Origin of the sequence: Burkholderia sp. GbtcB21, assembly GCF_019091065.1 — a bacterium.
Classification (GTDB): domain Bacteria; phylum Pseudomonadota; class Gammaproteobacteria; order Burkholderiales; family Burkholderiaceae; genus Burkholderia; species Burkholderia pyrrocinia_C.
Genome location: NZ_JAGXKA010000014.1, coordinates 225,590 through 249,303, shown reverse-complemented (window position 1 = coordinate 249,303; position 23,714 = coordinate 225,590). Strand labels below are relative to the sequence as shown.

Sequence of the window (23,714 nt, the reverse complement as noted above, 5' to 3'; positions counted from 1 at the left end):
AAAACCACCGATACAGCGACGCAAAATCGGCGCCTGCACCGCAACAGATTCCCGTCCCCTGAATCTGTCGTGCCCGCGCCTGTTTCCCTAACCTGACTGCACGCCGTCGCCTCGCCGTCGCGAGGCCGCGCAACCGGGAAAAGGGATCGCCATGCGGACGCAACATATCCGGCTCGACGCCGGGCAAAGCCACTTTGCGTGGTTCGACAAGGGCAGCCAGGTGATCGTGCTGGACGGCGCGCTTGCGGTCACGCTGCGTCACGGCGGGCTCGACTGGCTGCCCGACGCGCCGCAGTACATTCGCCGCGTGCTCGACGAAGGCGAATGCCTGGTGCTTGAGGCGGCCGGTCACGTGGCGTTGTCGGCCGGCGGCGCCGGTGCGGTCAGCACGGCGGTTGTGGAGCCTGCTGGCCGCAGATACGTGCTCGCGGCGTGCAGTGCGATCCTGCGCCGGCTGTCCGGGCGGGTGCGCGGCAGCCATCATGTGCGAGAGCATTCCTGACGTCGCGATTTGCCGATTTGCCGATTTGCCGATTTGCCGATTTGCCGATTTGCCGATTTGCCGATTTGCCGATTCACCGATTCACCGATTCACCGATTCACCGATTCACCGATTCACCGATTCACCGATTCGTGGAGACGGCCACGCAGCCACCGCATCATCGCGGCAACGAGCGAACGCACTGCGCTCCGGCCATCCTCATCCGAAGAAACCGCGTCGTCCGCCGCAGCCTGCCCGGCACGCGACGGCCATCGAATCACCGCACGTTCCTGCGGCGCTCGACCCACTCGAATATCGCCATCCCCGCCAGCATCGCGACGACGAACCCGATCCCCTTGGCCGATCCGAAGCCGATCGACACGATCGCGGGCCCCGGGCAGAACCCGGCCATCCCCCAGCCGATGCCGAACACGGCGCTTCCGGCGACCAGGCGCACGGTGATCGCCCGCAAGGCCGGCAGCTGCATCGGCAAGCCGAGCCACGACCGCGTCCGGCGTTTCGCCCACGCGAACGCGAACACGGCCACGCCCATCGCACCGGCCATCACGAACGCGAGCGACGGATCCCAGCGGCCCGCCAGGTCGAGAAAGCCGAGCACCTTCTGCGGATTGGCCATGCCCGACACGATGAGGCCGACGCCGAACAGCAACCCCGCCAGAAACGCGAATCCTGCCTGCATGTCAGCCTCCCAGCACGTGCCGCTGCACGAATACGGTCACGAAGCCCGCGATCATGAAAGTCGCGGTCGCGACCACCGAGCGCAGCGCACCGCGCGACATCCCGCACACGCCGTGGCCGCTCGTGCAGCCGCCCGCGTAGCGCGTGCCGATCCCGACCAGCAGCCCGGCCGCCAGCAGCTCGGGCCAGCTTGCGTCGACCTGCGGCGTCAGACCGGCTCCGACGACGCGCATCGCGATCGGTGCGGCGATCAGCCCGGCGACGAATGCGACGCGCCAGTCGCGCTCTCCGGAACCCGCCGTGAACAGGCCGCCGACGATTCCGCTGATGCCGGCAATCCGGCCGTTGAACGCGACGAGCCACGCGGCGGCGAGCCCGATCAGCACGCCGCCGGCCAACGACAGCCACGGCGTGAAATGAAGCGTATCAAGCTGCATCGCGCGTCCCCTTCGCGGCCGGGCCGCAGAACTGCTCGTACAGCACGCCCATCACCGCGATCGCGGCCGGGCTGTCGAGCGAATAGTGGATGTTCTTGCCTTCGCGGCGCGTGCGGACCAGCGCGTTGTCCCGCAACACGCCGAGTTGCTGCGACAGCGTCGGCTGGCGGATATCCAGCGTCGTCTCGAGATCGCTCACGCAGCGCTCGCCCTGCGACAGTTCGCAGAGCAGCAGCAGCCGGTCGGGATTCGACAGCACCTTGAGGAACGCGCAGGCCGATTCGGCGGCTGCACGCATCTGGTCGGGCTCGGGCAGCCCGGCGGGAAGATCGTGGTTCATCGGAGCGGGATGACAATTAAAGAACAAATAATATATCAATTCATATAATGTTGCTTCCTGCTATTTATCCATCGGCGACCTTGCGCCCTCTTCGCTCAGGCTTGGTCGCCGGCGATCGCACTCGAGACCGACGCACGCGTCGCATCGGCGCGAACCATGCCTAGCGCCAGCATCCTGCCGAAAAACGCGAGAGCCAAGGCGCGGTGTCGGTGTACCGGTACCCTGAACCCCGACAGCGCGAATCGCGCGGCCGTGGCCGTGGCCGCGACGATCGAATGCCTGCGCGCAGGCGCGGCGCCTCAGGCACGTAGATGGGAGAAAGCGAAGATGAAGTAAATGGCGCGGCCCGGCGCAAACCGGGCCGCTTCGCCGCGACGCGTCACGCGCCGTCGCAGGACGCCGTGCCGTCGAGCATCAGCGTGCCGACCCGCGCGGGCACGAGCGGCGTACGCGGCACCGGCGGCGTCCAGCCGAACAGCGCCTGCGCGGCCGCACCGCAAACGCGGCCCTGGCACGCGCCCATCCCGCAACGCGACTGCAGCTTCGCAGCCGTCCAGCCCGGCTCCTGCGCGACCGCATCGAAACGCACATCCTCGCAGCGGCACAGCAGCGTATCGGGCCGCGCAAGCCGGCGGATCGGCTCGCGGATCGCGAAACGCTCGCGTACGGCATCTGCGAAAGCCTGCCAGTGCGCGCGCCGCGCGACGAGCGCGGCCAATGGCGCCGTCTGCCCGGTCGCCGCATAACCGGCGATTTCGCCTTCGACCATCGCCAGCTCGCTGCCGCCGACGCCCGTACACTCGCCGGCCGCGAAGCACCCGTCGCGGCTCGTCCGCTGATGCGCGTCGACCGCCACCGCGCCGTTCTCGATCCGGCAGCCGAGATGGCTCGGCAGCACGGTGTTCGGCACGAGGCCGAAGCCGCACGCCAGCCGGTCGCAGTCGACGTCGAACTCGCGATCGCCGTGGCGAATCCGCACGCGTTCGAGCCGCTTGTCGCCGAACGCCTCGACGACGTGCGCGTCCGGCCGATAGGCGGCCGTGACGAGCTTCGCGGCCTGCGCAAGCTTCGATGGCCAGCGCCACAGCCCTGCCCCGAAGCCGGCCACGTCGCCCCATGCGGCCTGTTCGAGCACATGCGACACGCGCGCGCCGGCCTGACGTGCCGTCGCCGCGCTCGCCAGCAGCAGCGGCCCGCTGCCCGCGATCACCGTGCGCTGCCCGCGCACGTCGAGGCCGTACTTGATCAGCGCCTGCAAGCCGCCCGCGCCCGTGACGCCCGGCAGCGTCCAGCCCGGGAACGGCAGCAGCAGCTCGCGTGCGCCGCAGCACAGAATCAGCGTCCGGAACTCGAGCAGCAGCCCGCGCTCGTCGTCCTCGAGCAGCAGCGTGCCCGGCTGCGTTTCGGCGACGATGCGCGTCCCTGCAAGGTGCGTGACGTTCGGCTGCCGCAGTACGGCGAGGCGTTCGGCCGCGGCCTGCACCGGCGTGGCCGCTGCGCGTTGCCGCCAGATCTGTCCGCCCGCCCGCGGGTTGTCGTCGACGATCGCAACCGTTGCACCGCTTTGCGCGGCGGCCTGCGCGGCCGACAGCCCGGCCGGGCCCGCCCCGACGATCGCGACGTCGACACTCAGTCGTTCCTGTTTCATCGTGTGCGCTCCACCTGCATCCCGTCGCGGCACAACGTCTGGCAGGCCAGCCGGCGGCGGCCGTCGATCGTCATCCGGCACTCCTGGCAGATGCCCATTCCGCAAAACGGCGCACGCGCCGCACCCGTGCACGACACGCGCGTCGTGTCGTCGCCGCTCGCCGCGACGGCGGCCGCGACGGTCGCGCCGTCGGCCACCGTCAGCGCGCGGCCGTCCAGATGAATGATCATGTCAGCGCTCCGGCTACGGGGGACGCGGTCAGGAAGCGTCCCGGCAAATACGGTTCGATATCGATGGGCGGCCGTTCGCCGGCCATCTGTGCGGCGACGAGCCGCGCGCTGCCCGGCGCGGTCGTCACGCCGAGCCCTTCGTGCCCGACCGCGAGCCACACGCCCGGCCGCGCCGGGTGCTCGCCGAGCAGCGGCAGGCCGTCGGGGCTCGCGGAACGGAACCCGGTCCATGAGCGGATCCCGTTCAGGTCGGCCAGATCCGGCAGGTAGCCGACCGCGCGGCGCAGCATCCGCGCGAGCACGGGCGGCTCGACGCGCGCGTCTTCGGTGTCGAACTGGCGCGACGAGCCGATCAGCAACTGGCCGGTCGGCCGCGGCTGCACGTTGAACGCGACCGACGTGCCGTCGCTCGCATGCGCGCTCGCCGCATAACCAAGCTCGACGAGCTGGTGCGACACGTGGCCCGGATAGCGGTCGGTGATCAGCAGGTGGCCCTTTTTCGGGCGCAGCGGCAGCTCGGGCAGCAGCGTGCGTGCCGCGACACCGTTCGCGACGACCACGCGTTCCGCGCGTAATGTGTCGCCGCCCGCGAGCGTCACGCGCGGGCCGTCGACCGCAACGGCCCGGTCGCGGCGCAACGTGATGCGCGGGGCGCGCTGCAGCAGCCAGTTCGCGGTGACGGGCGCATAGAGGATCGCGTCGCCCGGAATCTTCAGCGCGCCGCCGAGCCCCGCGCGCAGCATCGGCTCCAGTTGCGCGAGCGTCGCCGCGTCGATCAGCTCGCCGGCCACGCCGTGCGCGGCAAGCGTCGCCTGCTTCGCGCGCGCGAGATCCATTTCGTGCGCGTCGGCCGCGAGCCACAACGTGCCGCAGTTGCGGTACGCGCAGCCTTCCGGCATCTCGCCGCTCAACGCGCGCCACAGTTCGATCGAGTAATGGCTCAGCGCGAGTTCGGCCGCGTTGTCGTCCATCGCGACGAGGTGGCCCATCCCCGCGCCGGTCGCACCGCCGCTCGCGTCGTCGACGACGAGCACGCGCAGCCCGCGCTGCGCGAGTTCGTGCGCGCACGCCGCGCCGACGATGCCGGCGCCGATCACGACGACGTCGGTACTTGCGTCGCTCACGGCGCGATGCCCCAGCCGAACGGATCGTCTTCCTCGATCAGCAGCGTCGCTTCCGCGCTCAGGTGCGCGCTGCCGCGAATCGTCGGCACGATGCCGCCGTCGGCCTGCTCGTAGCTGGCCTGGAACACGCTGCCGATCACGCTCGCCTGCCGCCACACGGCGCCCGGCGCGAGCTTGCCGTCGGCCGCGAGGCACGCGAGCTTCGCGCTCGTACCGGTGCCGCACGGCGAACGGTCGTATGCGAGGCCGGGGCACAGCACGAAGCTGCGGCTGTCGTGCTCGGAATCGTCGGCGAACAGCTCGATATGGTCGATCTCGCCGCCGTTCGCGCCGGTGATGCCCGCGCGTTCGAGCCCTGCGCGCACGGCCGACGCATACGCGGTAAGCACCGCGACGTTGTCGCCGGCGACGCGCTGCCCGTGGTCGCTGATCAGGAAGAACCAGTTGCCGCCCCATGCGATGTCGCCCTTCACGGGGCCGTAACCGGGCACGTCGACCGCGACGCCCTTCGCGTGGCGATACGCGGGCACGTTGCGCACGCTGACCGACAGGTCGTCGTGCAGCGTCGCCTCGACGGTGCCGACGGGCGTTTCGATCAGATGCACGCCGGGCCGGATGCGCCCCATGTGATGCAGCGTGCGCACGACGCCGATCGTGCCGTGCCCGCACATGCCGAGATAGCCGCTATTGTTGAAGAAGATCACGCCGGCCGCCGCGTCGGGCGATACCGGTTCGCACAGCAGCGCGCCGACCAGCACGTCGCTGCCGCGCGGCTCGAGGATGCACGCGGTGCGATAACGATCGTGCTCGCGCGCGAGCACGTCGCGTCGCTCGGCCATCGTGCCGCTGCCGAGCGACGGAAAACCGGACACGACGAGCCGAGTGGGTTCGCCGCCCGTGTGCGAATCGATGATCTGGATGCGCTTCATCATGAGCCGTCCGAAGTGGGGAAAGGAGCATAGCTTCCTCCGTCGCGCGTCCATCCGCTTGTGGCTTTTCGATAAGGACGACGACGAAATCGGCATAGTGCGAGGCGCCCTTCGCGCACCGGGCGGCCGCTGTGCCGATTTCGTCATTTTGCTCCGCGATACGACTCAAGCGTGATGGGCATTTGCGCGGCGATACTGGTTGCCACACCGACACACCTGTCGGCCGACCGATACGAACGTAGGAGATTTCAGTGAGCCGCAAAGCCATTCAGTGGACCGGGGTTTTCCCGGCCGTCAGCACCCAGTTCAAGCCGGACTTTTCCCTCGACATCGACGCCACGCACCGCGTGGTGAAGAACCTGGTGAACGACGGCGTGTCGGGCCTCGTGGTCTGCGGCACGGTCGGCGAGAACACGTCGCTGTCGACGAGCGAGAAGCTGCAGGTGATCGAAGCCGCGCGCGACGCGGCCGGCGGCAAGATTCCGGTGATCGCCGGCATCGCCGAATTCACGACCGAATTCGCGCGCAACACGGTGCGCGAAGCGCAGCGTGTCGGCGTCGACGGCGTGATGGTGATGCCCGCGCTGGTCTACTCGGCGAAGCCGCATGAAACCGCCGCGCACTTCCGCGCGGTCGCGACGAGCACCGACCTGCCGGTGATGGTCTACAACAACCCGCCGATCTACAAGAACGACGTGACGCCCGACGTGCTGATCGCGCTGCAGGACTGCGAGAACATCGTCTGCTTCAAGGATTCGTCGGGCGACACGCGCCGCTTCATCGACCTGCGCAACGCTGTCGGCGATCGCTTCGTGCTGTTCGCGGGCCTCGACGACGTCGTGGTCGAGAGCATCGCGGTCGGCGCCGAAGGCTGGGTGTCGGGCATGTCGAACGCGTTCCCGAAGGAAGGCGAGACGCTGTTCCGCCTCGCGAAGCAGAAACGCTTCGACGAAGCCCTCGCGCTGTACCGCTGGTTCATGCCGCTGCTGCACCTCGACGCGCGCCCCGACCTCGTGCAGTGCATCAAGCTGTGCGAAGAGCTGGTCGGCCGCGGCAGCGCGGTCACGCGTCCGCCGCGCCTCGCGCTGCAGGGCGACACGCTCGCGGAAGTGAAGGCAATCGTCGCGAAGGCGCTCGAAACGCGCCCGGCGCTGCCCGACGTCGGTCTCTGACCGACTCCCTCTGCGGCGGCGCAAGGCTTTCCCCCTCGCGCCGCCGTCTCCGGTCCGGCATGGCCTGCGGGCCCGTTCGCCCCGGCGCCCGCCTGCGCCGCACGTGAACGGCCCGCGGCCCGCCCCGGTCGTTCGAACCGGGCGACGCCGGCCGGCAGGCGTACGCCGCTGCTCCGTCGGAGCGCGGCGCACCAGACGCCTGCACCGATATCCCCCCAGGAGACAAGCCCATGCCAGGCCAAGGCAACGCTCACCCGTCCGTCCCGCTTTCCCGTGCCGTGCACCCCGACGCGGGTCACGGCAAGTTCAAGAAACAGTTGTCGCTGACCGATCTCACGTTCATCGGTCTCGGCGCCATTTTCGGTTCGGGCTGGCTGTTCGCCGCGAGTCACGTGTCGACGATCGCGGGCCCGGCCGGCATCTTCTCGTGGCTGCTCGGCGGCTTCGCGGTGCTGCTGCTCGGCATCGTCTACTGCGAACTCGGCGCCGCGCTGCCGCGCGCGGGCGGCGTGGTCCGCTACCCGGTGTTCTCGCACGGCCCGCTGCTCGGCTACCTGATGGGCTTCATCACGCTGATCGCGTTCTCCAGCCTGATCGCGATCGAAGTCGTCGCCGCGCGCCAGTACGCGGCCGCGTGGTTTCCGGGCCTCACCGTCGAAGGATCGAGCGACCCGACGACGCTCGGCTGGCTCGTGCAGGCCGCACTGCTCTGCTTCTTCTTTTACCTGAACTATTCGAGCGTGAAGACGTTCGCGAAGGCGAACAACATCATCAGCATCTTCAAGTTCATCGTGCCGCTCGCGGTGATCGGCGTGCTGTTCACGTTCTTCAAGCCCGCGAACCTGACCGTGCACGGCTTCGCGCCGTTCGGCATGCCGGGCATCGAGATGGCCGTGTCCGCCGGCGGCATCATCTTCGCGTACCTCGGGCTCACGCCGATCGTGTCGGTCGCGAGCGAGGTGCGCAATCCGCAGCGCACGATCCCGATCGCGCTGATCCTGTCGATCCTGCTGTCGACGCTGATCTACGTGCTGCTGCAGCTCGCGTTCATCGGCAGCATCCCGACCGCGATGCTCGCCGGCGGCTGGCACGACATCAGCAAGGCGTTCACGCTGCCGTACCGCGACATCGCACTCGCGCTCGGCGTCGGCTGGCTCGCGGTGATGGTCGTCGCCGATGCGATGATCTCGCCGAGCGGCTGCGGCAACATCTACATGAACGCGACGCCACGCGTGGTCTACGGCTGGGCGAAGACGGGCACGTTCTTCAAGGTCTTCACGCGCGTAGACGAAGCGTCGGGCATCCCGCGCGCGGGCCTGTGGCTCACGTTCGGCCTCGCGATCTTCTGGACGATGCCGTTCCCGTCGTGGGAAGCGCTGATCAACATCGTGTCGGCCGCGCTGGTGCTGAGCTACGCGGTCGCGCCGGTATCGGTCGCCGCGCTGCGCCGCACCGCGCCCGACCTGCCGCGGCCGTTCCGCGCAAGCGCGTTCGGCATCACCGGCCCCGCGTCGTTCGTGATCGCCGCGCTGATCGTCTACTGGTCGGGCTGGAGCACGGTGTCCTGGCTGCTCGGCCTGCAGATCGTGATGTTCGTCATCTATCTCGCGTGCCGCCGCTGGGTGCCGACCGCACACCTGAGCCTCGCCGAACAGGTGCGCTCGTCCGCGTGGCTGATCGCGTTTTATGCCGCGATGATCGTGCTGTCGTATCTCGGCGGCTTCGGCGGCACGGGCCGGCTCGCGCATCCGTACGACACGGTCGTCGTCGCGGCGGTCGCACTCGTCATCTACTACTGGGGCGCGAATACCGGCGTCCGTTCCGACAAGCTGCAGCTCGACGACGACGAGGACTGACGCACCCGCTCCCTCTTCGCACCATCACTCCGGCCGGGCACGCCATGCCCGGCTCCTGTTTTTTTCGAGGAAAACCATGCAACTCACAGGTCAGCTCCTGATCGGCCAGTCCGCCGTCGCCGGACAGAACGGCACCCTCCACGCGATCGCCGCCGCGACCGGCGAGCCACTCGAACCCGCTTTCGGCGGCGCGAGCCTGCACGACCTGGAGACGGCCTGCGCGCTCGCCGACGACGCGTTCGACACGTATCGCGAAACGACGCTCGACGCGCGCGCCGCGTTTCTCGACGCGATCGGCCGGCACATCATGGCGCTCGGCGACGACCTGATCGAACGCTGCGTCGCAGAAACGGGCCTGCCGCGCGCACGCGTCGAAGGCGAACGCGGCCGCACGGTCGGCCAGCTCGCGCTGTTCGCGTCGCTCGTGCGCGACGGCGGTTTTCTCGACGCGCGGATCGATCCGGCGCGCCCCGAGCGCAAGCCGCTGCCGCGCGTCGACCTGCGCCTGCGCAACGTCGCGGTCGGGCCCGTCGCCGTGTTCGGCGCGTCGAACTTCCCGCTCGCGTTCTCGGTCGCCGGCGGCGATACGGCCTCGGCGCTCGCGGCCGGCTGCCCGGTGATCGTCAAGGCGCATTCCGCGCATCCGGGCACGTCGGAACTCGTCGGCCGCGCGATCCAGCAGGCGGCGCGCGAATGCGGGATGCCGGCCGGCGTGTTCTCGCTGCTGTTCGACGCGTCGCGCGAGATCGGCCAGGCGCTCGTCGCCGATCCACGCATCAAGGCCGTCGGCTTCACCGGCTCACGCCGCGGCGGCGTCGCGCTGATGCATATCGCGGCCGCGCGCCCCGAACCGATTCCCGTCTATGCGGAAATGAGCTCGATCAATCCGGTGCTGCTGTTTCCCGCCGCGCTCGACGCGCGTCACGATGCGATCGCGCCGCAGTTCGTCGCGTCGCTCACGCTCGGCGCGGGCCAGTTCTGCACGAACCCCGGTCTCGTGCTTGCCGTCGACGGCCCCGCGCTGCGCGCGTTCGAAGCCGCGGCGGCCGATGCCGTGCGCGCGGCGGCCGCGCAGACGATGCTGACGCCGCACATCCACGCAAGCTATGCGCAAGGCGTCGCGGCGCTGCGCGGGCACGACGCGGTCGAATTGCTGGCGGAAGGCGTCGAAGGCAGTCGCTACCAGGCCCGCGCGGCGCTGTTCGCGACGTCGGCCGACGCGTTCATCGCGCGCCCCGAACTGCGCGAAGAAGTGTTCGGCCCCGCTTCGCTGATCGTGCGCTGCCCGGATGCCGACACGCTGCATCGCGTGCTGAAGTCGCTCGAAGGCCAGTTGACGATCGCCGCGCATCTCGCCGACGGCGACGCGCCGCTGTTCGCCGCGCTGCGCCCGACGCTCGAGCGCAAGGCCGGCCGCATTCTCGTCAACGGCTTCGGCACCGGCGTCGAGGTCGGCCATGCAATGGTGCACGGCGGCCCGTTCCCGGCGACGTCCGACACGCGCACGACGTCGGTCGGCGCACGCGCGATCGAGCGCTTCCTGCGCCCGGTGTCGTACCAGGACCTGCCGGACGCGCTGCTGCCGGACGCGATCCGCGATAGCAATCCGCTGAACGTGCCGCAGCGCATCGACGGCGTGCCCGCGCCGCGCGAGGTGAACCATGTCTGAGCAAACCGCCGAAGTCGTCCTGTCACTCGACGAAGTCCATGCGCTCGCGCTGCGCGTGCTGACGCACAACGGGATGTCCGATGCGCATGCGCGGGCGATCGCCAACGTGATCACGCAGGGCCAGCGCGACGAATGCCATTCGCACGGCGTGTACCGGCTGCTCGTCTGCGTGCGTTCGCTGAAGAAGGGCAAGGTCGATCCGCAAGCGGTGCCGACGCTGCGCCGGCTGTCGTCGTCGATCGTCGCGGTCGACGCGCATCGCGGCTTCTCGCTGCTGAGCTTCGAAACCGGGCTGCCCGTGCTCGCCGAGATGGCGAAACAGCACGGGATCGCCGCGATGGCGATCAACCACTGCTACCACTTCTCCGCGCTGTGGCCCGAGGTCGAGGCGATCGCGGCCGAGGGGCTGGTCGGCATCGCGATGAACCCGAGCCACAGCTGGGTCGCGCCGGAAGGCGGCCGCGAACCGGTGTTCGGCACGAACCCGATCGCGTTCGCATGGCCGCGCCCGGATGGCGAGCCGTTCGTGTTCGATTTCGCGACGAGCGCGATCGCGCGCGGCGACATCGAGCTGCACGCGAAGCAAGGCAAGGCGATTCCGCCGCACTGGGCGATCGACGCCGACGGCCAGCCGACCACCGATCCGAAGGCCGCGCTGCAGGGCGCGATGCGCACGTTCGGCGGCCACAAGGGCTCGGCGCTCGCGGCGATGGTCGAATTGCTCGGCGGCGCGCTGATCGGCGACATGACGAGCCGGGAATCGATGGATTTCGACGAAGGCGTCGGCGCGACGCCATGCCACGGCGAGCTCGTGATCGCGTTCGATCCGAAGGTGTTCCTCGGCGACGATCTCGACGCGGGGCTCGCGCGCGGCGAGCGGATGTTCGGGTCGATCGTCGCGCAGGGCGCGCGGCTGCCGTCGCAACGGCGGTTCGACGCCCGCGCGCGCAGCATCGCGAACGGCGTGCGGATTCCGCAGGCGCTTTACGACGAGATCCTGACGCTGCTCGACTGACGCCGGAGCGCGGGAGTGGCACGGCTGGATCGTCGATAAAAGCGCGATCGGGCCGCCTCCCGAACCGGCCGCGCGGGCGTGCCGCAGCCGCTCGCGCGTTTCGCGCCGCGCCGGCCGCCCGCGCCGCTTGCCGGCCCCGCGGGCGCCACGCCCCCGGCGGCTGTGGGATAATCGCCCGGTTTGCCCAGGGCGCAGCTCAAGAGGTTGTTCGCACGGGCGCGAGAGAGGCCTTTATTCCCGTGCCTCCACCCTTTTCCGCGATATTTCTTCAGCAACCACGATGCCCACTTACCGTTCCAAAACCTCCACCGCCGGCCGCAACATGGCAGGTGCGCGCTCGCTGTGGCGCGCCACCGGCATGAAAGACGACGATTTCTCGAAGCCGATCATCGCGGTCGTCAACTCGTTCACCCAGTTCGTGCCCGGGCACGTGCACCTGAAGGATCTCGGCCAGCTCGTCGCGCGCGAGATCGAGGCTGCCGGCGGCGTCGCGAAGGAATTCAACACGATCGCGGTCGACGACGGCATCGCGATGGGCCACGACGGCATGCTGTATTCGCTGCCGAGCCGCGACATCATCGCCGACTCGGTCGAATACATGGTGAACGCGCACTGCGCGGACGCGATGGTGTGCATCTCGAACTGCGACAAGATCACGCCGGGGATGCTGATGGCCGCGATGCGCCTGAACATTCCGGTGATCTTCGTGTCGGGCGGCCCGATGGAAGCCGGCAAGACGCGCCTCGCTAACCCGGTCACCAAGACCGTCGAACTGAAGAAGCTCGACCTCGTCGACGCGATGGTGATCGCGGCCGACCAGTCGTATTCGGACGCCGACGTCGCCGAAGTCGAACGCTCGGCCTGCCCGACCTGCGGCTCGTGCTCGGGCATGTTCACCGCGAACTCGATGAACTGCCTGACCGAAGCGCTCGGCCTGTCGCTGCCCGGCAACGGCACGGTGGTCGCGACGCACGCCGATCGCGAGCAACTGTTCAAGCGCGCCGGCCGCCGCATCGTCGAACTGACGCGCCAGCACTACGAGCAGGACGATGAACGCGTGCTGCCGCGCTCGGTCGGCTTCAAGGCGTTCGAGAACGCGATGACGCTCGACATCGCGATGGGCGGCTCGACCAACACGATCCTGCACCTGCTGGCGATCGCGCAGGAAGCCGGCATCGACTTCACGATGAAGGACATCGACCGCCTGTCGCGCACCGTGCCGCAGCTGTGCAAGGTCGCGCCGAACACGAACAAGTACCACATCGAGGACGTGCACCGCGCAGGCGGCATCATGGCGATCCTCGGCGAGCTCGAGCGCGCCGGCAAGCTGCACACCGACGTGCCGACCATCCACGCACCGACGCTGAAGGATGCGCTGGACCAATGGGACATCGTGCGCACGCAGGACGAAGCGGTCCGTACGTTCTACCTGGCCGGCCCGGCCGGCATCCCGACGCAGGTCGCATTCAGCCAGGACACGCGCTGGCCGAGCCTCGACCTCGACCGCGCCGAAGGCTGCATCCGCTCGTACGAGCATGCGTTCTCGAAGGAAGGCGGCCTCGCCGTGCTGACGGGCAACATCGCGCTCGACGGCTGCGTGGTGAAGACGGCCGGCGTCGACGAAAGCATCCTCGTGTTCGAAGGCTCGGCTCACGTGACCGAATCGCAGGACGAAGCGGTCGAGAACATCCTGAACGACAAGGTCAAGGCGGGCGACGTGGTGATCGTGCGCTACGAAGGCCCGAAGGGCGGCCCCGGCATGCAGGAAATGCTCTACCCGACCAGCTACATCAAGTCGAAGGGGCTCGGCAAGGCATGCGCGCTGCTGACGGACGGCCGCTTCTCGGGCGGCACGTCGGGCCTGTCGATCGGTCACTGCTCGCCGGAAGCGGCAGCGGGCGGCGCGATCGGCCTCGTGCGCGACGGCGACCGGATCCGCATCGACATCCCGAACCGCACGATCGACGTGTTGGTATCGGACGAGGAACTGGCGCGCCGCCGCGAAGAGCAGAACGCGAAGGGCTGGAAGCCGGCGCAGCCGCGTCCGCGCAAGGTGTCCGCGGCACTGAAGGCGTACGCGAAGCTGGTCATGTCGGCCGACAAGGGCGCGGTGCGCGACGTGTCGCTGCTCGACGACTGACGGGGCGGTCGACCGACGACGGGCAACCGGCGACGGACAGTCCGCTCGGGCTGCGGCGCCACGCAACCGCCCGGCCGCCCGCTCGCCTGATCCCGAAGCCGCTCTCCGGAGCGGCTTTTTTTCGTCCTGCGCGCGGAGAAATCGCGGGGCTGGTACGGTCAATGACGGTATTCGTCGGTACCGCCGCCTCCGCCGCCACCGCGGTTACCGCCGCCGTTTCCGCCGCCTTGCGGCCGCGCGTAACCACCGCCACCGCCACCGCCACCGCCACCGCCGCCACCTCCCTGATGCACGGGCGGCATCGGACGGGCTTCACCGCCCGGTGCGGGGGGCGGGCGCAATACGGCCGGCGGCGGGCCCGCCGGCCGGGCATTGCCCGGCGCGGCCTGCATCGGCGCAGGCGCAGGTGCCGCCGGCGCCGGCATGCGGTTCGCTCCGTTCCAGCCGCCGCGCGTGGCCGACGGCTGCGCATCATGCGGCGCGGGCTGCGGGCCGCCCGGCGCGGCCTGCATCGGTGCAGGTGCAGGTGCCGCCGGCGCCGGCGTGCGGTTCGCTCCGTTCCAGCCGCCGCGCGTGGCCGACGGCCGTGCATCATGCGGCCCCGGCGGCGGGCCGCCCGGCACGGCCTGTATCGGCCCGCCCGGCCGCGGACGGCCCTGTCCCGGCGGGAACCCGCCGGGGCCGAGCCGCGGTTCCGCGCGATGCGCCCAACGATCGCGGTCGTGGTACCACGGGCGGTGCCGGTAATAACGATCCCAGTACGCGCCGATCGCGAATCCGGTCACCGGGACCCCGATGATCGCGCCGTATTCGAGCAACGGCACGTAGTTGCCCTGGTACGGATACTCGAGCAACTGCGCATCGATCCAGCCGCGCACGCCCGGCAGCGCGACGTCGCACCACGAGTAGTCGCTCAGGCAGCCGAATACGTCCAGCGCCGTGTCGGGCGGGATCTGCGCGACCACCGGATAATCGGGCGCCGGCCCGGCGTACAGCTCGGCCGGCGAGTTCGTGTAGGCGCTGCTCTGCGCATCGGCGACGCCCGGCGCGGCCGCGAGGCCAAGCAGGACGACGCACAGACTTCGGACAATCGTGTTGCTCATGATGCTCTCCCGCGCGGCCCCGCCGCGCGCCCTCAGTGCCGATGGCCGCCGCCCCAGTGGCCGCCGCCCCAATGCCCGCCGCCCCACGGACGATGCCAGTACCCGCCGCGCCCGCCCCAGTACCCGCCGCCCCAACGGCCCCAGAAACCGATCGTGACGGGCGGCCCGTACCAGCCGGGGTAGTACGCGGGGTACGCGGGGTAGTAGTACGGATACGGCGGCGGCACATAGGCCGGCGCGACATACACCGGCACCGGCGCAACGACGTCGGCCGGCGTATCAGGGGCCGGCGAAAGGGCCGCGCCGGGCGCGGCCGGTGCAACCGGGATCTCGCGCTGTGTTACCGTGGCGGGCGCCGGCGCGTAATAAGGCGCATACCCGTACGGGCTCGTGTAGTAGCAGCCGCCGAGCGTCAGCGCGGCCAGCGCGATGACGGCGGGCCTCGCGGCGGAAATCGGGTTCATCTCGTGCTCCGGCAGAATCCGCGCGCCGCCGCCGGGCGCGCGCCTGACTCTAGCTTACGTCCCCTGCAGATTTCCGCGGGTATGATCGGTTACTTTTTGTTTCCTGCACCGGACGGTCGTGCGGGCATACCCCATGCTGCCTGTCTGCCGCGCCCGCATTGAAGTTGGCGCAGATGCCCTCAACTTGAACGATGTCAGGCTGACCGGCGCGGACGAGCGTTCGCGGACACACGGCGGCCCGAAACCGGCGGACTTCGGTCCGCCCCCGACAGGAGCGCGGCCCACGCCGCCATCGACATGACTACGCCACGCCCCACTCCCCGGGCGGACACGCCGCTCGATCCGATCATCCAGTTGCTGGCGCTCGCCGGCGAACAGGGTTATCTGACCCACGCCGACCTCGTCGACGCGCTGCCGCCCGAAAGCGACAGCCCCGACGCGCTCGACGTCGTGCGCGCCGCGCTCGCCGACATCGGCATCGCCGTGCTCGACGAGCCGGCCGCGCCTGCGCCGTTCGCCGGTACGGCACCTGTCGATGTCGATCGCGACACGCTCGACGAAGGCCGGGCCGTGCTCGGCGATCTCGCACGCGGCACGAGCGCATCGACCGATCCGCTCGCGCTCTACATGCGGCGCATGCAGGCAGTACCGCTGCTCACGCGCGAAGGCGAAATCGTGCTCGCCCGCGAAATCGAGACGGGCCGCCACCAGGTGCTGCACGCGCTCGCCGGCTGTCCGGCGGCGGTCGACGCGCTGCTTGCGCGTCACCGTGCAACGGCGGGTGCCGCCGGCGCAACCGGATCGCCCGACGACGACGACGGCGACACGCCCATGCCCGCCAGCTACGACGCGCTGCAGGCAGCCGTGTCGGCGCTGCGCGGCGCCTTGCTTGCGCATGGCTGCCGTTCGGCCGAATACCGCGACGCGCGCAACCGCGTGGCCGCGCTGCTCGGCACGATCGCGTGGGTCGCGCCGGCCGTCGACGACGCAAGCCGCGTAGTGCGCGCGCTCGCGGCAGCCCCGCACGACGCCGCAGCGGGCGAAGCCGCCCGCTTCGACGCGGTCGCCCGACGTGCCCTCGCGGCAGCGCTGACCGACGGCCAGCAGAAAGTGCACGACGCGACCCGCGCGATGCTCGAGGCGAACCTGCGGCTCGTGCTGTCGATCGCGCGCAAGTACATGAACCGCGGCATCGACCTGTCCGATCTCGTGCAGGACGGCTGCCTCGGCCTGATGCGCGCGATCGAGAAATTCGAATACCGGCGCGGGTTCAAGTTCTCGACCTATGCGACCTGGTGGATCCGCCAGGCGGTCGCGCGCGCGGTCGCGGATCGCTCGCGCACGATCCGCGTGCCGGTGCACGTCGGCGACCAGTACCAGCGTGTACGGCGGCATGCGCTGCGCTTTCGCCAGCACACCGGCCGCCAGGCGACGCCTGCCGAACTCGCGGCCGAAACCGGGCTCGACGAGGACAAGGTGCGCGCGGTGCTCGCGCTGCCCGCCGAGCCCGTCTCGCTCGACACGCCGCTGCCCGACGCGGACACCGGCCTCGTGGACCTGATCGAGGATCAGGCGTCGGCCAGCCCGTTCGAGCAACTGGCCGACACGCGCATGCGCGAATGCGTGACGTCGCTGCTGCGGTCGGTCACGCCGGCCGAGGCCGACGTGCTGCGCCGGCGGTTCGGCCTCGGCGGCGCCGAGCCCGATACGTACGACGCGATCGCGCAGGACGCCGGCATGTCGCGCGAACGCGTGCGGCAGATCGAGAAACGTGCGCTCGCCGCGCTGCGCACGGCCGCCGAGGCCGAGAACGCGCAGTCGTTTCTCGACGCGTAAGCGCGACGCACGGTCGTGCCCACATGCGGCACGACCGTGCGCTTCGCGCCTGTGCTACGTTTGCCATTGACGTGCGTCAAGTTTTGTTCGTCGCGCGTCGCGACAATGGTCAAGAGCCGACCGGCGCATCGCTCGCCGCGTCCATTCCGTTTGCGCTTCCCCGGGTCCCTCGCCATGCAGTCGACCGCCAGCCAAACGTACGAGGAAAACCGGCACATCGCGGCATGCCTGCGCGAGGCCGCGCAGTGGCTCGCCGATCAGGGCGCGAACCCGTACCGGGTCGCTGCGTACCGCGCGTCGGCCGCTACGATCGATGCGCTCGACCGCGACATCCGCACCTTGTTCGAAGCCGGTGGCGTCGACGCGCTGGGCGCGCTGCCCGACATCGGCACCGGCGTCGCGCAGGCGATCGCCGAACTGCTGGTGACGGGACGCTGGCGCCAGCTCGACCGGCTGCGCGGCGATACCGAGCGGATATCCGCATTCGAGGCCGTGCCGGGCATCGGCCACGCGCTCGCGCTGCGCATTCACGACGCGCTGCACATCGACACGCTCGAGGAGCTCGAACGCGCGGCCCGCAACGGCCAGCTCGAAACGATCGCGGGCGTCGGCCCACGGCGCGCGGTCGGCATCCGCACCGCGCTCGACGACGTGCTGAGCCGCCGCCGGCGCTGGCAGGGTCACATGCAAGACGCCGGCCCCGGCACTGAGCCGCCCGTCGAGCTGCTGCTCTACATCGATCGCCAGTACCGCCACAAGGCCGCCGCCGGCGTGTTGCCGATGCTCGTGCACCGGCGCCTGAACGCGGACGACTATGTGCCGCCGCCCGTGATGCACATGACGAAAGGCGGCTGGCATTTCACGGCGCTGTGCCAGCATGCCGCCGCGCGCACGCCGGAATCCGGCCACACGATGGACTGGGTTTCGCTCTACTTCTACGATGCCGTGCAGCGCGAACACCAGCGCACCGTCTTCACCGAAACGTTCGGCTCGCTCGTCGGCAAGCGCATCGTGCGCGGGCGCGAGATGGAGTGCCGCGTGTATTACGCGGGATGAGTCATGCGTCGGCCGCTTCGCTGACGGCGAATGCCGCATTGCGCCAGCCAACCGCTTACGCGCCGTCCGCCTTCGTGCGGCGCGCCGGATGACGATGCGCGGCGATGCGCAGCAGCTTCTGGAACGACGGGCATTCGAGATGGTTCTGCGCCGGGCACACGGCCGCATGCCGCAGCGCATCGCGCACGGCGCCGAGACGGCGGATCGTGCGATCGAGTTCGTCGGCCTTGCCGTCGAGCTTCGCGCGATCGATCGCGGGCCGGCCGTCCGCGCCGACCATCGCGAGGATGTCGTCGAGCGAAAAACCGGCCTCGCGGCCGAGCGCGATCAGCGCCAGGCGCTCCAGCACCGACTCGTCGTATTGCCGCCGCAGCCCGTGCCGGCCGGTCGGGACGATCAGCCCCTTTTCCTCGTAGTAGCGCAGCGTCGACGCGGGCAACCCCGTGCGCCGCGCGACGTCCGCAATGTCCAGACGGCTCATTCTTGACCTCAAGTGAACTTGAAGTTGCAAGATAGTCGCCCGACTCCGTAAAGACAAGCGTGGACCGACATGAAACCGCTGAACCCGACTCGTATTCCGCTGCGTCGCGCAGCTTTCCCCGTTCGCCGCGGAGATGCGCGATGAGCCCGCCGGACGTCCTGCTCGACCTGCTGCCGATCGGCGCGGTGGCTCTATCTGGCGGCGTTCACGCTCGCGGCGCTGGCCCGTTGAGCACGCGGCTTTGCGGGAGCCATGCCGGGTGGGGCCGGCTCGGCCGGCCGTCGCAGAAACCTGCGACGCGCCGCGCCTGTGCCATGCATCCATCCGACGCGCCCGCTTCGCGCCGCGTCAGGCCTTCATCGTTCCCGTGCGCACGTAGCGCTCGTGCCACGACAGCGCCTCGGCGAGCAGGTGCGGCGTGTGCTTGCCGAAGCTTTCGCGCGACGCACGCTCGAAGTAGTCCTCGAGCATCGGCCGGTAATCGGGGTGAGCGCAGGTCGCGATGATCTTGCGCGCGCGCTGCTTCGGCGACAGCCCGCGCAGGTCCGCGAGGCCCTGCTCGGTGACGACCACCGCGACGTCGTGCTCGGTATGGTCGACGTGGCTCGCCATCGGCACGATCCGCGAGATCGCGCCGCCCTTCGCGGTACTCGCCGACATGAAGCACGACAGATAGCCGTTGCGCGCGAAGTCGCCCGAGCCGCCGATGCCGTTCTGGATCTTCGTGCCCATCACGTGCGTCGAGTTCACGTTGCCGTAGATGTCGGCCTCGATCATCCCGTTCATCGCGATGCAGCCGAGGCGGCGCACGAGTTCCGGATGGTTGCTGATCTCCTGCGGGCGCAGCACGATCTTCTCGCGGAACGTCGCGATCTCGTCTGCGAAGCGCTGCACGGCGGCCGGGCTCAGCGACAGCGCGGTAGCCGACGCGAAGCTCAGCGTGCCGTCGTCGAGCAGGTCGAGCATGGCGTCCTGAATCACTTCGGTGTACGCGGTCAGGTTCGAGAAGCCGGCCGAGCTGAGTTCCGCGAGCACCGCATTCGTGATGTTGCCGACGCCCGACTGCAGCGGCAGCAGGTTCTCCGGCAGGCGGCCGCGCTTCACTTCGTGGCGCAGGAAGTCGATCAGTTGCAGCGCGATCTGCTTCGACGTCTCGTCCGGCGCGGAGAACGCGTTGCTGCGATCGGGCGCGTCGGTCTCGACGATCGCGACGATCTTGTCGGCCGGGCAGCGCAGGTACGGCTCGCCGATCCGGTCGTCGCTCTTCGTCAGCGGAATCGGCTTGCGATGCGGCGGCAGCGCGGTACCGTAGTAGACGTCGTGCATCCCGTCGAGGCCGAGCGGCTGGCGCGAGTTGACCTCGAGGATCACGTGCTTCGCGCGTTCGAGCCACGTCTTGTTGTTGCCGATCGATGCGGACGGAATCAGCAGCCCGTCCTCGCGGATGCCCGCGACTTCGACGATCGCGACGTCGAGATCGCCGTACAGCCCGAACCATGCGTATTGCGCGACGTGGCTCAGGTGGACGTCCTGGTAGTCGACTTCGCCGCTGTTGATCTTGTCGCGCAGCGTCGGGTCGGACTGGTACGGCAGGCGCATCGAGATGCCGTTGGTGCGGGCGAGCGCGCCGTCGAGTTCCGGCGCGGTGGATGCGCCCGTCAGCACGTTGATCCGGAAGTCCTCGCCGCGCGCGTGCGCCGCGTCGATGTGGGCGGCAAGCGCGGCCGGCACGGCCTTCGGATAGCCCGACCCGGTGAAGCCGCTCATGGCGACGGTCATGCCGGGACGGATCAGCGCGGCGGCTTCGTCGGCGGTGCGGACGAGCGAACGCAGGGCGGGAGCGAGGATGCGTGATGAAGACATGGCTGGTTTCTGACGCTTTGGTCTGTCGTTGACGTCGCGGGGGGTGTCTCCTGAGCGACATGAAGCCCTTGGGGCCGCAAGATGCGGCCGGCACCACAGGCACGGTCGGAGTATCGCAGAGGCGACCGCCGCGAAATGTCCGCCGGATGCAAAAGATCCTTGCCGGATTTGCCGGGTATCGAACGACCGTTCTGTGACAGGCGCCCCCAATGAACCGGATGCACGCGAAAGGTGCACGAAAGCATCGGGACGAATGACCGGTCGCCGATCGCCAACCTTCGCGAATCTATCGGCGGATTTCCATTGCAATTTGCTGCGCATCGATCGGCAGTTGCCGATACGCGTGCAGCGCGGCCAATTGTCGCCCGATGCCCCTTCTCAGAACCTGACGCATGTCAAGATCGCACGCGCCGCGCGCCGTCCGCCGGCATGCGCGAAAAGCACCGCCGCACCGGCCTTCGAGGCCCGTCCGCCCTTGACAGCCGCGCGATGCGAACCACACTGGAATACGGGCCCGGCTGCCGCGTTTGCGCGCCCTTTCCCACGCTTGGTTTTCGACTGGCCGCGCCCCGCAAGACGCGGTAACACTCCCGTATGTCAGGACATTGATCGAATAAAAAGCAACAAATTACAATTCCGTATATATTTCGCCGATGGACCAAAGAAAAACCGCCACACGATCCGAGCCCCCCCTGCCACGCACCTGGGATGCGCGGCTCGCGCGCTCGCTCGTCCGACCGCTTGTCGATACGCCGGTCACCCCGAATCACCTCACCACCCTTCGTCTGATGATTGGCCTCGCCGGCGCCTGGTGCCTCGCGCACGGCGGCTTCGGCTGGAGCAACGCAGGCGCGTTCCTGATCGTGCTGTCGAACTTCGTCGACCACACCGACGGCGAGCTCGCGCGCATCAGCGGCAAGTCCAGCAAGATCGGTCACTTTTACGACCTCGCGGCCGATGCGCTCGTGACGATCGCGCTGTTCGTCAGCATGGGCCTCGGCATCGTCGCCCAGGGCGGCCAGATGGCCGCGTCGCCGGTGCTGCTCGGCGCGGTGGCCGGCGCGGCCGTCGCGCTGATCTTCTTCCTGCGCATGCGGATCGAATCGATCGCCGGCAAGGCCGGCACCAAACAGGCATTCGCCGGCGGCTTCGAAACCGAAGACGTACTGTACCTGCTGCCGATCGTGACGCTCGTCGACGGCGTCGAGCCGTTCCTGCTCGCGGCGTCGATCGGCGCCCCGCTGTTCGCCGCATGGGTCGTGATCGACTGGTGGCGCATCGTCCGGCGCGGCAACCTCCCGCAGAATTCAACCGAAATCCAGGCTTCCAAATGACTCCGAGCACGCGCGACGACTCCGTGCTGAGCCCGGCACGCCCCGCGCCTGCGCGCGCGGCCGCGTCCGACCCTGATCGCACCGTGGCCGACTGCGTCGGCCGTCTCGACCTCGACCGCCTGCGCGGCGACTACACGCGCCAGGGGTCGTTCCTGTACCTCGACGCCTTCCTGCCGGCCGACGCGCACGCGAAGCTCGCGGCCGCCGCCCGCGCGATGCAGGCCGGCCTGAACCGCAATTACCTGCCCGGCCACAAGCAGGGCGGCAGCGTGAGCCGCCATACGATCGACGAGCAGGCGCCGTACATCGCCGAGCTATATCGTTCGAAGGCGCTGATCGGCTTCCTCGAGAAGCTCACGGGCGACAAGCTGATGCTGTCGCCGGACGACGATCCGCATGCGTACGCGCTGTATTACTACACGAAGCCCGGCGACCACATCGGCTGGCACTACGACACGTCGTACTACGACGGCCGCCGCTACACGCTGCTGATCGGCGTGATCGACGAATCGTCGTGCCGCCTCGACTACGAGCTGCACACGCGCAACCCGGACATGCCCGACGAACCGGGCTCCGTGCAGATCGCCGACGGCGGCATCGTGCTGTTCGACGGCGACAAGCTGCGCCACCGCATCACGCCGCTCGGCCAGAACGAGATGCGCGTGTCGCTGACTTTCGAATACGTGACGAACCCCGGCATGCGGCCGTGGAAACGCTTCATCTCGAACATGAAGGACGCGATCGCGTATTTCGGTTTCCGCCAGGTGTTCAAGCAACTGGCCACGCGGCGCACGGCCGGGTCATGACACGCGCCGGCCTGATCCTGCTGTCCCTCGGGACCGCACTCTTCGTCGCACTCCTTGCATGGCAGGGCGTCGGCGCGGTCGCGTCGACGTTCCTCGCGGCCGGCTGGGGCCTCGCGCTCGTCGCGGCGTTCCACGTCGTGCCGCTCGTGATCGATGCGATCGCGATCTCCGTGATGTTCCGCCGCGGCCAGCCGGGCGCCGAGCTCGGCAACGCGCTGCGCGCGCGCTGGGTCGGCGAATCGGTCAACAGCCTGCTGCCCGCCGGGCAGATCGGCGGCCCCGTGCTGATGGTGCGCCACCTCGCGCAGCGCGGCACGCGGATGGCCGACGCGGCGGCCGCCGTCACCGTCGGCACGACGATGCAGGCGCTCGCGCAGATGGCGTTCGCGCTGATCGGCATCGCCGCGTTCAGCCTGTATGCGACGCACGAATCGGTCGCGCACCTGCGCACGCCCGCGCTGATCGCCACCGGCGTGCTCGGCGCGCTCGCCGCGCTGTTCTACGTGGCGCAGCGGCGCGGGCTGTTCGGCCGCGGCCTGCGCCTCGCGTCGAAGCTGCTGGGCCCGCGCGACTGGTCGTCGCTCGCGACCCGCGCCGACGCGATCGACGACGCGGTCGGTGCGCTGTACCGCGATCGTGCGAGGGTCGCGAAGACCTTCGCATTGAGCCTCGTCGGCTGGATCGTCGGCACCGCGGAAGTGTGGCTCGCACTGCACTTCCTCGGGCACCCGGTGAGCTGGCTCGACGCGCTGCTGCTCGAAAGCGTCGGCCAGGCGATCCGCGGCGCGGCCTTCGCGATCCCGGGCTCGCTCGGCGCGCAGGAAGGCGGTTACCTGCTGCTCGCGCCGCTGGTCGGACTGCCGCCCGACGCGGCGCTCGCGCTGTCGCTCGCGAAGCGCGCGCGCGAACTCGCGCTCGGCCTGCCCGGCCTGCTCTATCTGCATTTCAGTGAAAGAAACTGGCAGCGGCGCCGTGCGCCGCAGCCGCTCGCCGACTGATCGTTCAGATCCGCCGGCTTTTTGGTTGGAGAA

General features: G+C 69.5%; 22 protein-coding genes. 11 read left to right on the top strand and 11 right to left on the bottom strand.

Translation table 11 applies throughout. The features are described 5' to 3' along the window. Positions 1-151: 151 nt before the first annotated feature. Positions 152-502 carry a hypothetical protein gene (locus tag KVT39_RS27750; protein ID WP_217590673.1) on the top strand — a complete coding sequence of 117 codons (351 nt, stop codon included), beginning with the start codon at positions 152-154 and terminating at the stop codon, positions 500-502. Positions 503-758: 256 nt separating this feature from the next. Here KVT39_RS27750 and KVT39_RS27745 read toward each other — a convergent pair whose 3' ends face one another. From KVT39_RS27745 to KVT39_RS27715, 7 genes are all read right to left on the bottom strand, one after another. Further along, entirely contained in the window at positions 759-1,181 is a 423-nt protein-coding gene (locus tag KVT39_RS27745) for a DUF6691 family protein (RefSeq protein ID WP_105391260.1), read from the bottom strand. A gap of 1 nt (position 1,182) precedes the next feature. Continuing rightward, positions 1,183-1,617, bottom strand: a complete 435-nt coding sequence (locus tag KVT39_RS27740; protein WP_105391261.1) for a YeeE/YedE family protein — start codon at positions 1,615-1,617, stop codon at positions 1,183-1,185. Beyond that, on the bottom strand, positions 1,607-1,957 hold the full coding sequence (locus KVT39_RS27735; protein WP_105391262.1) for a helix-turn-helix transcriptional regulator: 351 nt from the start codon (positions 1,955-1,957) through the stop codon (positions 1,607-1,609). Before KVT39_RS27735 ends, KVT39_RS27740 begins: the two co-directional genes overlap by 11 nt. A 379-nt stretch (positions 1,958-2,336) precedes the next feature. After that, entirely contained in the window at positions 2,337-3,605 is a 1,269-nt protein-coding gene (locus KVT39_RS27730) for an FAD/NAD(P)-binding oxidoreductase (RefSeq protein WP_217590672.1), read from the bottom strand. Continuing rightward, positions 3,602-3,835 carry a 2Fe-2S iron-sulfur cluster-binding protein gene (locus KVT39_RS27725; protein WP_012338331.1) on the bottom strand — a complete coding sequence of 78 codons (234 nt, stop codon included), beginning with the start codon at positions 3,833-3,835 and terminating at the stop codon, positions 3,602-3,604. Before KVT39_RS27725 ends, KVT39_RS27730 begins: the two co-directional genes overlap by 4 nt. Then, entirely contained in the window at positions 3,832-4,959 is a 1,128-nt protein-coding gene (locus KVT39_RS27720) for an FAD-binding oxidoreductase (RefSeq protein ID WP_034179777.1), read from the bottom strand. Before KVT39_RS27720 ends, KVT39_RS27725 begins: the two co-directional genes overlap by 4 nt. Then, positions 4,956-5,888 carry a 4-hydroxyproline epimerase gene (locus KVT39_RS27715; protein ID WP_217590679.1) on the bottom strand — a complete coding sequence of 311 codons (933 nt, stop codon included), beginning with the start codon at positions 5,886-5,888 and terminating at the stop codon, positions 4,956-4,958. The genes KVT39_RS27720 and KVT39_RS27715 overlap by 4 nt, the downstream gene beginning before the upstream one ends. Positions 5,889-6,139: 251 nt before the next feature. On the opposite strand from KVT39_RS27715, the gene KVT39_RS27710 reads away from it, so the two are divergent. From KVT39_RS27710 to ilvD, 5 genes are all read left to right on the top strand, one after another. Next, entirely contained in the window at positions 6,140-7,060 is a 921-nt protein-coding gene (locus tag KVT39_RS27710) for a dihydrodipicolinate synthase family protein (protein WP_059591384.1), read from the top strand. 230 nt (positions 7,061-7,290) lie between these two features. Beyond that, positions 7,291-8,916, top strand: a complete 1,626-nt coding sequence (locus KVT39_RS27705; RefSeq protein WP_034179779.1) for an APC family permease — start codon at positions 7,291-7,293, stop codon at positions 8,914-8,916. Between the two features lie 76 nt (positions 8,917-8,992). After that, a complete protein-coding gene (locus tag KVT39_RS27700) occupies positions 8,993-10,585 on the top strand; it encodes an aldehyde dehydrogenase (NADP(+)) (protein ID WP_217590671.1) in 1,593 nt (530 codons plus the stop codon). Then, positions 10,578-11,600 (top strand): Ldh family oxidoreductase, encoded by a 1,023-nt coding sequence (locus KVT39_RS27695; RefSeq protein WP_217590670.1) that lies wholly within the window; start codon positions 10,578-10,580, stop codon positions 11,598-11,600. The genes KVT39_RS27700 and KVT39_RS27695 overlap by 8 nt, the downstream gene beginning before the upstream one ends. Positions 11,601-11,880: 280 nt before the next feature. Continuing rightward, entirely contained in the window at positions 11,881-13,740 is a 1,860-nt protein-coding gene (gene ilvD, locus KVT39_RS27690; protein ID WP_034179782.1) for a dihydroxy-acid dehydratase, read from the top strand. 158 nt (positions 13,741-13,898) lie between these two features. On the opposite strand, the gene KVT39_RS27685 is transcribed toward ilvD, so the two are convergent. Both KVT39_RS27685 and KVT39_RS27680 read right to left on the bottom strand, forming a co-directional pair. Then, positions 13,899-14,843, bottom strand: a complete 945-nt coding sequence (locus tag KVT39_RS27685) for an SH3 domain-containing protein (protein WP_254640654.1) — start codon at positions 14,841-14,843, stop codon at positions 13,899-13,901. 32 nt (positions 14,844-14,875) lie between these two features. Next, complete coding sequence (locus tag KVT39_RS27680) at positions 14,876-15,307, bottom strand: hypothetical protein (protein WP_131948687.1); 432 nt, start codon at positions 15,305-15,307, stop codon at positions 14,876-14,878. 297 nt (positions 15,308-15,604) lie between these two features. On the opposite strand from KVT39_RS27680, the gene KVT39_RS27675 reads away from it, so the two are divergent. Beyond that, complete coding sequence (locus KVT39_RS27675) at positions 15,605-17,143, top strand: sigma-70 family RNA polymerase sigma factor (RefSeq protein ID WP_217590669.1); 1,539 nt, start codon at positions 15,605-15,607, stop codon at positions 17,141-17,143. A gap of 174 nt (positions 17,144-17,317) precedes the next feature. Beyond that, complete coding sequence (locus KVT39_RS27670; protein WP_105391270.1) at positions 17,318-18,199, top strand: helix-hairpin-helix domain-containing protein; 882 nt, start codon at positions 17,318-17,320, stop codon at positions 18,197-18,199. A 55-nt stretch (positions 18,200-18,254) separates the two neighbouring features. Here the strand turns inward: KVT39_RS27670 and KVT39_RS27665 are convergent, their stop codons facing one another. After that, positions 18,255-18,680, bottom strand: coding sequence for a helix-turn-helix domain-containing protein (locus KVT39_RS27665; protein WP_034179787.1), 426 nt, complete (start codon positions 18,678-18,680; stop codon positions 18,255-18,257). Between the two features lie 348 nt (positions 18,681-19,028). Further along, positions 19,029-20,543: an acetyl-CoA hydrolase/transferase family protein gene (locus KVT39_RS27660; protein ID WP_034179788.1), complete on the bottom strand. Its 1,515-nt coding sequence runs from the start codon at positions 20,541-20,543 to the stop codon at positions 19,029-19,031. A 653-nt stretch (positions 20,544-21,196) separates the two neighbouring features. Between KVT39_RS27660 and KVT39_RS27655 the strand changes: the two genes are divergently transcribed. Genes KVT39_RS27655 through KVT39_RS27645 form a run of 3 tightly spaced genes read left to right on the top strand, consistent with a single transcriptional unit; the run spans position 21,197 to position 23,681 of the window. After that, the gene (locus KVT39_RS27655; RefSeq protein ID WP_034179789.1) at positions 21,197-21,877 is read left to right on the top strand and encodes a CDP-alcohol phosphatidyltransferase family protein; all 681 of its coding nucleotides are present in this window, start codon (positions 21,197-21,199) and stop codon (positions 21,875-21,877) included. Next, positions 21,874-22,683, top strand: coding sequence for a 2OG-Fe(II) oxygenase (locus tag KVT39_RS27650; RefSeq protein ID WP_175748548.1), 810 nt, complete (start codon positions 21,874-21,876; stop codon positions 22,681-22,683). The genes KVT39_RS27655 and KVT39_RS27650 overlap by 4 nt, the downstream gene beginning before the upstream one ends. Then, complete coding sequence (locus tag KVT39_RS27645) at positions 22,680-23,681, top strand: HpnL family protein (RefSeq protein ID WP_105391271.1); 1,002 nt, start codon at positions 22,680-22,682, stop codon at positions 23,679-23,681. The genes KVT39_RS27650 and KVT39_RS27645 overlap by 4 nt, the downstream gene beginning before the upstream one ends. The last annotated feature ends 33 nt before the right edge of the window (positions 23,682-23,714 follow it).

What these genes read in the sequence shown, in the direction of transcription:
- KVT39_RS27750 (WP_217590673.1), top strand. Translation starts at nt 152, where the DNA reads ATGCGGACGCAACATATCCGGCTCGACGCCGGGCAAAGCCACTTTGCG.
- KVT39_RS27745 (WP_105391260.1), bottom strand. Translation starts at nt 1,181, where the DNA reads ATGCAGGCAGGATTCGCGTTTCTGGCGGGGTTGCTGTTCGGCGTCGGC.
- KVT39_RS27740 (WP_105391261.1), bottom strand. Translation starts at nt 1,617, where the DNA reads ATGCAGCTTGATACGCTTCATTTCACGCCGTGGCTGTCGTTGGCCGGC.
- KVT39_RS27735 (WP_105391262.1), bottom strand. Translation starts at nt 1,957, where the DNA reads ATGAACCACGATCTTCCCGCCGGGCTGCCCGAGCCCGACCAGATGCGT.
- KVT39_RS27730 (WP_217590672.1), bottom strand. Translation starts at nt 3,605, where the DNA reads ATGAAACAGGAACGACTGAGTGTCGACGTCGCGATCGTCGGGGCGGGC.
- KVT39_RS27725 (WP_012338331.1), bottom strand. Translation starts at nt 3,835, where the DNA reads ATGATCATTCATCTGGACGGCCGCGCGCTGACGGTGGCCGACGGCGCG.
- KVT39_RS27715 (WP_217590679.1), bottom strand. Translation starts at nt 5,888, where the DNA reads ATGAAGCGCATCCAGATCATCGATTCGCACACGGGCGGCGAACCCACT.
- KVT39_RS27705 (WP_034179779.1), top strand. Translation starts at nt 7,291, where the DNA reads ATGCCAGGCCAAGGCAACGCTCACCCGTCCGTCCCGCTTTCCCGTGCC.
- KVT39_RS27700 (WP_217590671.1), top strand. Translation starts at nt 8,993, where the DNA reads ATGCAACTCACAGGTCAGCTCCTGATCGGCCAGTCCGCCGTCGCCGGA.
- KVT39_RS27695 (WP_217590670.1), top strand. Translation starts at nt 10,578, where the DNA reads ATGTCTGAGCAAACCGCCGAAGTCGTCCTGTCACTCGACGAAGTCCAT.
- ilvD (WP_034179782.1), top strand. Translation starts at nt 11,881, where the DNA reads ATGCCCACTTACCGTTCCAAAACCTCCACCGCCGGCCGCAACATGGCA.
- KVT39_RS27685 (WP_254640654.1), bottom strand. Translation starts at nt 14,843, where the DNA reads ATGAGCAACACGATTGTCCGAAGTCTGTGCGTCGTCCTGCTTGGCCTC.
- KVT39_RS27680 (WP_131948687.1), bottom strand. Translation starts at nt 15,307, where the DNA reads ATGAACCCGATTTCCGCCGCGAGGCCCGCCGTCATCGCGCTGGCCGCG.
- KVT39_RS27675 (WP_217590669.1), top strand. Translation starts at nt 15,605, where the DNA reads ATGACTACGCCACGCCCCACTCCCCGGGCGGACACGCCGCTCGATCCG.
- KVT39_RS27670 (WP_105391270.1), top strand. Translation starts at nt 17,318, where the DNA reads ATGCAGTCGACCGCCAGCCAAACGTACGAGGAAAACCGGCACATCGCG.
- KVT39_RS27665 (WP_034179787.1), bottom strand. Translation starts at nt 18,680, where the DNA reads ATGAGCCGTCTGGACATTGCGGACGTCGCGCGGCGCACGGGGTTGCCC.
- KVT39_RS27660 (WP_034179788.1), bottom strand. Translation starts at nt 20,543, where the DNA reads ATGTCTTCATCACGCATCCTCGCTCCCGCCCTGCGTTCGCTCGTCCGC.
- KVT39_RS27655 (WP_034179789.1), top strand. Translation starts at nt 21,197, where the DNA reads ATGGACCAAAGAAAAACCGCCACACGATCCGAGCCCCCCCTGCCACGC.
- KVT39_RS27650 (WP_175748548.1), top strand. Translation starts at nt 21,874, where the DNA reads ATGACTCCGAGCACGCGCGACGACTCCGTGCTGAGCCCGGCACGCCCC.
- KVT39_RS27645 (WP_105391271.1), top strand. Translation starts at nt 22,680, where the DNA reads ATGACACGCGCCGGCCTGATCCTGCTGTCCCTCGGGACCGCACTCTTC.